A 10,957-nucleotide genomic window follows, 5' to 3' on the forward strand; every position below is an offset into this window, starting at 1 on the left:
TGTTTATAGACAAACCAATCAACTCTTACTTAACAAATAAGCGGAAATTGATGCAGAATTTGAAATGTGACAAATTGATGAATGATAGCGTTTCAATCACTGCTTGATAAAAAAAGTGCTGTTCAAATGAGAATTCTCATTCGAACAGCACTTTTCGTTTTAGTATATTTCTTCTTTTAACTTATCAGGGTAAATATAAAAATGACCATCAAGCAATTTCACTTTTTCTTCTTTTCGGAGTTGTGAAATCATCCGGTTTACGGATTCTCTCGTTGTTCCAATCATATTGGCAAGATCTGAATTTGTGAATTTGGTGTTTATCTTTATCCACCCATTCTTCTCATTCGCCATATGGGTTTCACCCAGGCGAATTAATAGAAGCAGAATTCTTTCCTTGGTGCTTCGTAAAGCCATCTCTTCTAATCGTTGTTGCGTATCAACAATTAGATCGCCTAGAATCCGAAATAACTTAATGGATAGCTGTGGATTTCCGATTAATACATTTTCAAAATCCTTAAGCGATATTAAATAAAGTGAAGTATCTTCAATCGCTTGTGCATTAGCCGGATAATTTTCTTTTCGAAAAAAACCTACGTTTGGAAACATATCGCCTTGCTGTTTCACGCAAATAATTTGTTCTTTTCCCGACAGGTCATTTCTAAATACCTTCACCTTACCCGATGCAACAATGTAAATATGCGTAATTGGTGTTTCATGTAAAAAAATAATATTCTTATCTGAAAATGTTCTTTTCGTCATAACCTCTAGAAAAGGCTTAATTTCCTCGTCTGTTAAATCCCTAAATAGCTTTACATTTCTAATAACGCTTTCTAGCTTTTCCAATAGAAACTCCTCCTATTAGATTCTCACTGTTACCTATACTCATTTTAACATAGATTACAGTTCCAAGTGGGATATCTTGAAGTTAAGATTACTTAATAAGATGAAATTGCCGTGGATACATCATATAAATCTAGGTCAATATCAAGTTTTTCACCAAGTGCAAGTTTTGATAGTTGAGCGCCTAAATAAGGTCCAATCGTAAGTCCCGATGCCCCAAGACCATTTGCAAGAACGAGTCCGTTTATATTAGGCACTTCCCCGATAATTGGTAAAAAGTTAGGTGTAAATGGCCGGAAACCTACACGCGCTTCAATAAATTCTCCTTCTGCTAACCCTGGTGCAATCGATATTGCCTTGTCAAAAATTTCATGCAAGCCGCCTGCCGTTACTTTATGATTGTATTCCATATCATCTTCATGAGTCGCGCCAATTACAATTCGTCCATTATCAAATGCAAGTATATATTGATTGGATGGCGGCATGACGACAGGCCAATTTTCTGTGCTATTGTTGTCTAGTTGAAGATGCGCAATTTGTGCTTTTTGTCCTTTCACTTGCAAATTTATTCCTAGCGGCGCTAATAACTCGCCTGCCCATGCACCCGCTGTAACCAGCACTTTATCTGCATGATATTCTTCATTACCAACACGCACACCCGTTACTTCATTATTTGAATGCAATAGTTCGGCTGAACCATTAATAAAATTAGCACCAAGTCTTTTCGCTGCATTTATCAGCGCATTTACTAATTCACGGCCATTTACTCTTGCCGCACCGCTAATCTGGATAGATTCAAATTCATTTGATAATGGAGGAAATAATGCAGATGTTTCTAGTGATGTAAGTTTTCGAATATCCCCGATCTCATTGGCATGCTTCTTTCTATCAATGACTCGTTCCTCCATTTTATTCAGTTTTGCTCGATCTGTATGTAAACTCACAGCCCCGACTTTGCGATATCCTGTTTTAGTTTCGCCTTCATTTTCCAGTTGCTGTATAAGTTTTTCATAATACGCGGCTCCACCCTTTGCAAGTTCATACCAGGCCTTATTTCGCCGTTGGGATAACCATGGACAAATGATTCCTGCTGCCGCATCAGACGCCTGTCCGGGCTCCTCTCGGTCAATTACGGTTACGTTAGCTCCTGCTTTAACTAAGTGATATGCAGTCGATGCCCCTAATATTCCGGCACCAATTATAATAAAGTCTTTCATATAAACACCTTTTCTTGAGTAGATTTCATAATTCCACTTTACAATATATAATAAGATATCTCATCTTTCACATGAAAAAACGTGGGAGAAATAATCGCCCACGTTTTTTTCATTTAGTTAATGCCTATTGCTGCCATCAAAATTGCGACAACTACCGCAATAATCGGAATGAGGACTGCAACGACAAAAATGTCTTTATAACTATCTTTATGGCTCATTCCCGTAATCGTCAGAAGTGTAAGTACCGCGCCGTTATGAGGTAATGTATCTAAACCACCAGACGCAAGAGATGCCACACGGTGAAACGCTTCAGGATTCATACCAGTATCAATTGCAATTTCGTAATACTTTGAACCCAATGCTTCAAGGGCAATGCCCATACCACCAGAAGCTGAACCCGTTGCACCAGCTAGAACGTTAACAGCAACAGCTTCGGATATTAGTGGGTTTCCTTTAATACTCATGAGCAAATCTGTTAGTTTCTCAAAACCAGGCACAATTTTAACTACAGTCCCAAAACCAACTGCGGCACTGGTATTAACAATGGCCGTCACAGAACCAATCGCCCCGCCGTTGATCGCTTTTACAAATCCCTTGAATTTCGTAATATTCAATAACATGATAAGAATAATTCCAGCTATTAAAGCTGTTACAATATCCCATTTAAATAAATTTAATGTAATTAGCACAGTCAAAAGTGGCAGTACAGAAAGTATGAATAGGGGCGTTGAATCGCTCGCATCCATAATTTTTGTATCTTCAGGATCGGTATATACTTCACCCGCTGCAGCTAATTGCTTTTCTCGCCATCTAAGATAGAAATACCCACCGACCCCCATAACTAAGGCTGCAATAACTCCTATAATTGGCGCCGCCATAGCATCAGTCTTGAAATGTTCCATCGGTATGAGGTTTTGAATTTGTGGCGTTCCAGGAAGCGCTGTCATTGTAAATGTAAAAGCACCGAGCGCGACCGTCCCTGGTATTAGTTTACGGTTAATATTTGCTTCACGGAACAAAGACAAAGCTAGTGGATATACCGCGAATACAACAACGAACAAACTAACCCCACCATATGTAAGCACTGCAGATGAAACGACGACACCAAGTATCGCGCGTTTTGTTCCTATTAACTTCGTAAGCGCTACCGCGACAGATCTAGCCATCCCCGAATCTTCCATTAACTTCCCGAAAATTGCTCCTAGTAAAAAGACCGGGAACCAGGCTTTCGCAAAACCAACGAAACCGCCCATATATGTATCTTTGTAAGCATCTAACAAGTCCAAACCACCCGTAAGCGCTACCACACCTGCCGCAATCGGAGCAACCCAGATTATGGACCAGCCGATATAGGCCAACACCATAAGGACCACCAGACCAAGAATAATTCCTAACATGAACACAACCCCCAACATTATATATTCAAAGATTACTAGACTGTATTATTGCGCTGTATAGCCGCCGTCAAGTACAACTGCTTGACCCGTCATTCCTTTAGCCTTATCGCTCGCAAGAAATAGTGCCAAATCTGAAATTTCAGATACATCTAATAGCCGCTTTTGCGGAACTAGTGGGTAAAGAACCTCATCCAATACTTTCTCAAGCGTGACATTGCGGTTTTTCGCCAGGTCTTCCATTTGATTGCGCACAAGTGGCGTATCAACATAGCCCGGGCAAATTGCATTTACAGTAATGCCATGTTCAGCACCTTCAAGTGCGGTTACTTTCGATAAGCCAATCACGCCATGTTTTGCACTGTTATAAGCTGATTTCCCCGCAAAACCAATCACACCATTAATCGAAGCCATGTTTAGAATACGGCCGAATTTCTGCTTCTTCATGATTGGAAATGCATATTTTGTTGCAATGAATGGTGCGACTAACATGATTTTTGTCATCAGTTCGAACTTCTCAACCGGGAAATCTTCTACCGCGTCAATATGCTGAAGACCTGCGTTGTTGATAAGAACATCAAGTCTCCCGTATTTTTCAACAGTTGCGTCAATCGCCAGTTTGATTTCTACTTCTTTCGTGACATCGCACTTAATCCCGTAACAATCAATTCCGTTTTCTATGAGTGCTTTCGTCACTTCTTTAACTTTTTCTTCATTTACATCTGTGAAAACAACTTTCGCGCCTTCATTTGCAAAAGCGGTACCGATTTCATAGCCTATTCCGCTTGCAGCACCCGTAATAAAAACCACTTTACTTTTCATTTCAATGCATTCCTCCCAATGATTAATTTGTAAATAACCCCAAAGTCGTCGGACTTGGTGGAATTATTTCGCAATACAAAGTATATCATATTATTCTATTAGGAATATCATAAAATTTAATATCCATGGTTAGATGATTTTAATGTCGTTTTAATTATGCTTGGGAATATGATAGAGTAATCAAAAGACATCTGTAAAAAAGGGGTTTATTTATGAAAATTTACGCGCACCGCGGATCTTCTGGGACACATCCCGAAAATACGATTGCTGCATTTTTGGATGCTTCGAAACTTCCTATTCATGGCATAGAATTCGACGTACACATGACAAAAGACGGCGAACTTGTCATCATACATGACGAAAAAATTGACAGGACTTCTAATGGCAAAGGCTATGTAAAAGACATGACACTCGCGGAATTAAGAAACTATGATTTCGGTTCTTGGTTTTCACCCCAATTTAAAGGGGAACATATACCAACTTTATATGAGGTTTTAGACATCTTTTCAGAAACATCACATCACTTGAATATTGAACTGAAATCGGATGTTATCGATTACCAAGGAATGACTGAAAAGGTTTTAGATTTAGTTGGAAACTTGAATTTGGATACCCGCGTTGTCATTTCATCGTTTAATCTCGATGCAATTCGAACAGTAAAAGAACTTGCTCCGCATATTGAGACAGGCGCGTTGTTTATGAAACCATTAAAAGATCCGCTTGAATATGTTAGAAATATCCCGACCGATGCCTTACATATTAAAGTTCGATCCGCCTTAAGGCCGTCCATGCGACAATTATTCAATGAAGGCGTAATTGTTCGGGTCTTTACTATTAATACAGCTAAGTATTTAAGCGCGCTAAAGGAAGTTGGGGTAGATGCTATCTTCACTGATTATCCCGAGAAGTTGTACGTGTACATGAAAAATCATATGAATTGAAGAATTAGGTGGTCAGGAGACATTTGACCACCTAAATGAAGATTTTTTTCTTACTATTGTGATTCTGCTACATCTTTCACGCGTTGAACAAATTTAACGACTACTTTATCATTTGCAAATAATAAAAAGGGTTTAATGAACCATTTAAGTGGTCGATTCGTCGTTGTATATTTAAAAAAGGTTTTATCTTCCCCTAGTTTAACTAACTCATATTTCGCTGTAATTTCAAACATATTCGAAAGTGTGAAACCTGCCTTCATCATTTTTTCATTTGAATCATTCTTATATTCTAGCGTTTCCACCTCGTAAACCATTACTCGTTTTCCTTCTTTATATTTCTGTAAGTAGATACTTCCGACCTTATCATCCGTTACGGTTATTGGTTTGTTCTCAACGACTTGCGGCATGATTTTTTGCATTTCTTCTAGTGAGCCATTGAAGAGCATCCAAACATCCTCAATTGGCGCATTTATCTCTATCTCTCTCGACCACTTTTTCATAAATTAACGCTCCTCTATTGTTTGTATTGATACAAATGCTTTTTCATAAATCGTTTTAATACTTTGTTTATCTTCAGTCGCAGCGATTTCTTTTAACTGTCCGACTAACTTAGAATTACTGTATTTTGGCAAGCTAACTATTTTAGTCAATGCATAAGCAGCGCTCCAGCGTACGACAGTTCCTTCATGGGAAGTATTTTCTAGTAGGTGCTTAACTGGTATTTCCAACTGCTCTGGAAATAAGTGCGCTATGTTTCCAATTACTTTTGCGGACTCCCATTTAATCCGTGGGGCTTGTACAGATAAATTGTTTTCTGCAAATTCCAGCAGTTTTGGAGTAGCAATTCCCGGTTTTTCACTTGTTGCGGCTTCAAGCACTTCCATACATGTTCCCATGATTGATATTTTTGCCTCTTTACTATAATCCATAATCTGATTAATCGTGATGTCATTTTCCAATAACGCAGTTGATAATAACTCCGTTTTTACTTTCGACTTAATTTCCTTATTATTTAATACCTCATCGATCAACATAATATTATCTCCTTTAATTTATGTAGTTTACCGTCCGACAATCACATTTTTAATCAATGCAAGGCGTTCTCGAGTTCTTAATTTTAGTTCCACGACTTTCGGCGTTTTAGCCGCCATCACATCAGTTCGGAGACCTAGACTTCGTGCAATATTCTGTGCTCTTGCTAGATGATAATCACTTGAGATAATTGTTATTTCTTTTACTGGAACGGAAATCATTTCGATTGAATAAAGTAAGTTTTCATATGTAGAAGTTGAGCTGTCTTCAATCATTAACCTTTCTTCTTGTATACTATTCTCAACTAAGAATCGCCTCATAGCCTCTGCCTCACTAATATGTTCACCTGCCCCTTGTCCACCAGATAATATCAAATATACATGCGGGTATTTTTCTGCATAATCCAATGCGGCATCCATACGATACTGTAGTGACAGAGAAGGAATTTCACCGTTCACTTTTGCACCTAGAATAATTGCGTAATCTTTTGAGCCATTTGCTTTTGGCTCCACGCCATCTACCATCCATTGTCCGGTAAGAATCCACAAAAAAACAACGATGAAAATTACTATAACAGAGACCGTTAAGCTTGCTTTCATGAAGATACTAATCAGAATCACCCGTTTCCTTTAACTAATTTAGGGACCATACTCTGGTCCCCACTTCTTTATCCCAAATTAACGCGTTGATAACTCAGAAATTCTTGTTCGATTAATTCTCCAAGATTAAAAAGCGCATCTTCATTTCCATTTTTACTGACTAACTGTATTGCAATAGGCATACCTGCTTCATCAGCTCCGATTGGAATCGTTAACGATGGAAGACCCCAAACATTCGCATACGCGACATAAGGCATATATTTTTCATATGTTTTTCTAATCGAAAAAATTTCCTTATACACAACGCCGTGTTTTGGGGCTGCTGTATGATAAACGGGATGAATGAGTATCCGTTCGTGTAAGTAGTCATTTAAGATATCATCACCACGAGCAACAAACACTTCAATTTCTTTCACACGCGTTACAGATGGCTTAAATAAGGAAGCACCAATTAGCGCCCACGACATGTATCGATGAACTTTTGATTTCCCGCTAACTGATTCACTCAAATATGCACGGAGTGGCCGTACCGGCTCGTCTCCAAATGCTTCTTTTCCAGGACCTGCGGCACCATTGATAGACATAATTTCTTGCCATAGGCGAGAAGATTCTTCGAAAAAAGGTGGAATGGTTCTTTCTGTATTAAATTCATCTTTTAAACGACTATATACGGAATCCATCAAATTTGCAGTAACCGTGGATAACGGATACTCCGTTTCCGATAGAAAACTTATCGTAAACGCTTCAACTGCTTTATCATTTACTTCTGTTTTCGCGATAATATTATAGAGTAATTTTGCATCTCTTACCGATTTCGTAATCGGACCTATTCCTAGCATTCTGCATTGAAGCGAATGGCTTTCGGGCGGATAACTTCCAACCGAAGAAACTTGACTATTGCCCGACTTAAATCCGATAACGCCATTAAAATGACATGGAAAGCGTATTGAACCACCTATATCTGATCCAAGCCCTGCCGCAGCTCCGCCCACTGAAATCATGACTGCTTCACCGCCACTAGAGCCCCCTGCCGTCCTAGAAGTATCTCGTGCGTTATTCGTCCGACCATATAATTTATTATCTGTTTCTTGGCAGAAGCAAAGTTCTGGGGTATTTGTTTTCCCTAAAATGATTGCGCCTTCACTCTTTAACTTCTTGACCAACTCAGCATCTGAATTTTGGATTGCGTCTTTCCTAGCTAACAAACCGCCAGTCGTCTTCATCCCAGCGACATGAAAGGACTCTTTCATACTAATCGGGACTCCAAAAAGTTTTCCGTTTGACTTATTTTCGGCTATCAGCCGGTCAGCTTCATCTGCTTCTTCTAGTGCATCCTTAAATCTCTCTTCTACTAAAAAGTTGAGCGCGGGATTCACATTTTTTATATGCTCAATATATCTCTCCGTAGCTTCACGTGAGGTAATTTCTTTATGAGCAATCATTCGCACAAGTTCACTCGCATCCAGATCTAACAGAATTTCCCACTTTGCTTCTACATCTACTTGCTCCAATCCGTTCACATCCATCACCCGCCTTTCCTTGACCTAGTTACTTCTCGCAATCAGGTTTGAACGTCCCCTCTATATAGATTTGATGCCACAGTATAAAAATAAGAATCGTCCACAGTTTTCGGCTATTATCTTTTTTATTCAACAAATGGTCATCTAATAATTTGTCGATATAGCGTTTATTTAGAATGTGATCAGTTTCACTAGTACGAATTAATTGCACAGCCCAATCATATATCTCGTCTTTTAGCCAATGGCGAATTGGAACAGGAAAACCTAATTTCCGTCGATTCAAGAACATGCGTTGGGACAAGCCCCTCCGCTGCTTTTCGTAGTGAATATTTTGTCATGTTATTTCGTACCTTATCATTTGTTCGTAATTTTGATGCCACGTCAAAAACTTTCTCATCCAAAAATGGGAGACGCAATTCAAGAGAATGTGCAAATGACATTCGATCTGCTTTCACCAAAATGTCCCCTCTTAACCATGTATGAATATCAATATTTCGCATTTTTGTAACCGCGTCATAACCCATCGAATCATCATAAATTGGCTTGGTTATATGCGTATAATGCATAGTGGAATTATATGATTGAAGCAATACACGTTTTTCAATTTCATTAAATATTTTTGCATTGCCAATATATCGTTGTTCTAATGGTGTTATACCGCGTTCAATAAAACTCTTTCCTTTAAATCCATCAGGTAACAAGCGGCTAACTTTTCCAAGCATCACTTTTATCGGTTGAGGGATGTAATTGAAGAACCTAAGTGAATGGGGTTCCAAATAAATATTGTAACCACCGAACAACTCATCGGCTCCTTCGCCTGAAAGAACAACACCAACATGTTTTTTAGCTTCACGCGCGGCAAAATAAAGCGGAACTGCTGATGGATCGGCCATTGGATCTCCTAAATGCCAAACGATTTTGGGAAGTTCCTCTATAAATTCTTCTGGAGAAATTATATAACTGATATTATCCAATTGAAGTTTATCAGCAGTTTGCTGTGCAACATCCACTTCACTGTATCCATCTCTTTCGAAACCTACCGTAAATGTTTGAATCTGTGGATTCACCCGTTTCGCCAAAGAAACAATAATCGTTGAATCAATTCCACCCGACAAGAATGCCCCGCAAGGTAAATCACCACGCATATGAACATCCACTGAATTAGACAACACGTCGCGAATTTCATTAATCGATTGGAATTCATCTAAATGAACAGGATTGAAGTTCGGTTTCCAATAACATTCTAGTTTCATTTCTTGTCCTACACATTTAGTAAAATAATGGCCAGGCAATAACTTCCTAATTCCTCGCGTCATTGTACTAGGTTCCGGTACATATTGAAAACTAAAATAGTGCTGAACCGCATCCTTATCAATTTCCATATTTTCTATCAATAACAAGCTTTGTTTACTAGACGAAAAATAAGCGATATCATCTAGTTCCAAAAAATAAATCGGTTTAATCCCAAACGAATCGCGTGCTCCAAATAATTTCCGTTCTTGTTTATCCCAGATGACAAATCCAAAACTCCCGCTGAGCTTGTGAACAGCTTCTTCTCTAAATTCACAATACAGAGCAAGGATTATTTCAGCCTCTAAATCCGTTGAAAACACATGGTTCTTATCGATTAATTCTTGACGGATTTCCAGATGATTGTATATTTTCCCAGTTAAACAAATCCAATAACGTCCATTTTCAAAGGATAACGATTCGTCATTGCCACATGACCCACAATAGAAATACTCATCAAAATAATAAACTTCTTTCTTAGGATTACTTTGGGATATAGCTGAAGTCATTTCTTTAATCATTTGTTCTTGCCTTCCATTCACTTCCTGCTGATCTGAAAATATCACTCCAACGAACCCGGTCATAACACCATCCTACTTTTAACTCGATTGCTTCGATATTATGCGTCATTCGTATTCACTATGTCATCTTGTGAAAACTATACAAGACCATCATTATTAACGAAGGAATATATATACGTATCATGTGGTTTACCATTTTGATACATATAGTCATTTAATAATCCTTCTTTTTGGAAACCTATTTTCGTTAACAACTTATTAGATGCTTCATTTTCTGTAAATACGACTGCGCCAATTCGTGTTAACCTCATTTCTTCAAACCCATATGAGATGATTTTGAGTAGTGCTTCGTGGGTATATCCGTTTCTCCAATAATCCGGATGAATTTCATAGCCGATTTCAGCCCGTTTGTGTTTATGAACCCATGCATGAAAACCAATCGTTCCAATAACTTTTTGATCGTCTTTTCTTTGTATGCCCCATCGAATGCCGCGCTTCTCAATGTAATTTAATGCAAATATATCGATTATTTTTTCTGCTTCTTCAATATCTTTCATAGTATCTTGGCCGTAATAGCGCGTAACTTCATCATTGGAAAAACTAGAATAAACAGCATTGGCATCTTCATTCGTAATTTCCCTTAATATTAATCTTTCTGTTTCTAACATGGGAAACATGTTACCACTCCTTGACAGTCATTTTGGGCAACTAACGTAACTATTACGACTATTCTCTAATGCGGAATGAATTCCCTTCTTTTATTCAAAGGAAAAAGCATATA

At 38.4% G+C, this 10,957-nt stretch carries 10 protein-coding genes and 1 pseudogene; 1 reads left to right on the forward strand and 10 read right to left on the reverse strand.

Translation table 11 applies throughout. The features are described 5' to 3' along the window. Nucleotides 1–159: 159 nt before the first annotated feature. The 4 genes from J4G36_RS06610 to J4G36_RS06625 form a co-directional block, all read right to left on the reverse strand. Complete coding sequence (locus J4G36_RS06610) at nucleotides 160–843, reverse strand: Crp/Fnr family transcriptional regulator (protein ID WP_210469249.1); 684 nt, start codon at nucleotides 841–843, stop codon at nucleotides 160–162. A 92-nt stretch (nucleotides 844–935) separates the two neighbouring features. Further along, nucleotides 936–2,057: an NAD(P)/FAD-dependent oxidoreductase gene (locus J4G36_RS06615; protein WP_210469250.1), complete on the reverse strand. Its 1,122-nt coding sequence runs from the start codon at nucleotides 2,055–2,057 to the stop codon at nucleotides 936–938. Between the two features lie 113 nt (nucleotides 2,058–2,170). Then, nucleotides 2,171–3,454, reverse strand: a complete 1,284-nt coding sequence (locus J4G36_RS06620) for a GntP family permease (protein WP_210469251.1) — start codon at nucleotides 3,452–3,454, stop codon at nucleotides 2,171–2,173. 45 nt (nucleotides 3,455–3,499) lie between these two features. After that, nucleotides 3,500–4,273, reverse strand: coding sequence for a 3-hydroxybutyrate dehydrogenase (locus tag J4G36_RS06625; protein WP_210469252.1), 774 nt, complete (start codon nucleotides 4,271–4,273; stop codon nucleotides 3,500–3,502). Nucleotides 4,274–4,485: 212 nt separating this feature from the next. Here J4G36_RS06625 and J4G36_RS06630 point away from each other — a divergent pair, with 212 nt between their 5' ends. Next, a complete protein-coding gene (locus J4G36_RS06630) occupies nucleotides 4,486–5,214 on the forward strand; it encodes a glycerophosphodiester phosphodiesterase (protein ID WP_210469253.1) in 729 nt (242 codons plus the stop codon). Between the two features lie 53 nt (nucleotides 5,215–5,267). Here the strand turns inward: J4G36_RS06630 and J4G36_RS06635 are convergent, their stop codons facing one another. The 6 genes and pseudogenes from J4G36_RS06635 to J4G36_RS06660 all read right to left on the reverse strand — a co-directional run bounded on the left by J4G36_RS06635 (nucleotide 5,268) and on the right by J4G36_RS06660 (nucleotide 10,853). Next, nucleotides 5,268–5,714 carry an SRPBCC family protein gene (locus J4G36_RS06635; protein WP_210469254.1) on the reverse strand — a complete coding sequence of 149 codons (447 nt, stop codon included), beginning with the start codon at nucleotides 5,712–5,714 and terminating at the stop codon, nucleotides 5,268–5,270. Between the two features lie 3 nt (nucleotides 5,715–5,717). After that, nucleotides 5,718–6,248, reverse strand: a complete 531-nt coding sequence (locus J4G36_RS06640; RefSeq protein WP_210469255.1) for a hypothetical protein — start codon at nucleotides 6,246–6,248, stop codon at nucleotides 5,718–5,720. Nucleotides 6,249–6,275: 27 nt separating this feature from the next. After that, nucleotides 6,276–6,845, reverse strand: coding sequence for a YdcF family protein (locus J4G36_RS06645; RefSeq protein ID WP_210469256.1), 570 nt, complete (start codon nucleotides 6,843–6,845; stop codon nucleotides 6,276–6,278). Nucleotides 6,846–6,913: 68 nt separating this feature from the next. Beyond that, nucleotides 6,914–8,371, reverse strand: a complete 1,458-nt coding sequence (locus J4G36_RS06650; RefSeq protein WP_210469257.1) for an amidase — start codon at nucleotides 8,369–8,371, stop codon at nucleotides 6,914–6,916. Between the two features lie 22 nt (nucleotides 8,372–8,393). Further along, nucleotides 8,394–10,239 (reverse strand): annotated as a pseudogene (gene asnB, locus J4G36_RS06655) (asparagine synthase (glutamine-hydrolyzing)). A 74-nt stretch (nucleotides 10,240–10,313) separates the two neighbouring features. Then, on the reverse strand, nucleotides 10,314–10,853 hold the full coding sequence (locus J4G36_RS06660) for a GNAT family N-acetyltransferase (RefSeq protein WP_210469258.1): 540 nt from the start codon (nucleotides 10,851–10,853) through the stop codon (nucleotides 10,314–10,316). Nucleotides 10,854–10,957 lie beyond the last annotated feature (104 nt).

The organism is Sporosarcina sp. 6E9 (assembly GCF_017921835.1).
Taxonomy (GTDB): Bacteria; Bacillota; Bacilli; order Bacillales_A; family Planococcaceae; genus Sporosarcina.

What these genes read in the sequence shown, in the direction of transcription:
- J4G36_RS06620 (WP_210469251.1), bottom strand. Translation starts at nt 3,454, where the DNA reads ATGTTAGGAATTATTCTTGGTCTGGTGGTCCTTATGGTGTTGGCCTAT.
- J4G36_RS06635 (WP_210469254.1), bottom strand. Translation starts at nt 5,714, where the DNA reads ATGAAAAAGTGGTCGAGAGAGATAGAGATAAATGCGCCAATTGAGGAT.
- J4G36_RS06615 (WP_210469250.1), bottom strand. Translation starts at nt 2,057, where the DNA reads ATGAAAGACTTTATTATAATTGGTGCCGGAATATTAGGGGCATCGACT.
- J4G36_RS06645 (WP_210469256.1), bottom strand. Translation starts at nt 6,845, where the DNA reads ATGAAAGCAAGCTTAACGGTCTCTGTTATAGTAATTTTCATCGTTGTT.
- J4G36_RS06630 (WP_210469253.1), top strand. Translation starts at nt 4,486, where the DNA reads ATGAAAATTTACGCGCACCGCGGATCTTCTGGGACACATCCCGAAAAT.
- J4G36_RS06625 (WP_210469252.1), bottom strand. Translation starts at nt 4,273, where the DNA reads ATGAAAAGTAAAGTGGTTTTTATTACGGGTGCTGCAAGCGGAATAGGC.
- J4G36_RS06640 (WP_210469255.1), bottom strand. Translation starts at nt 6,248, where the DNA reads ATGTTGATCGATGAGGTATTAAATAATAAGGAAATTAAGTCGAAAGTA.
- J4G36_RS06660 (WP_210469258.1), bottom strand. Translation starts at nt 10,853, where the DNA reads ATGTTTCCCATGTTAGAAACAGAAAGATTAATATTAAGGGAAATTACG.
- J4G36_RS06650 (WP_210469257.1), bottom strand. Translation starts at nt 8,371, where the DNA reads ATGGATGTGAACGGATTGGAGCAAGTAGATGTAGAAGCAAAGTGGGAA.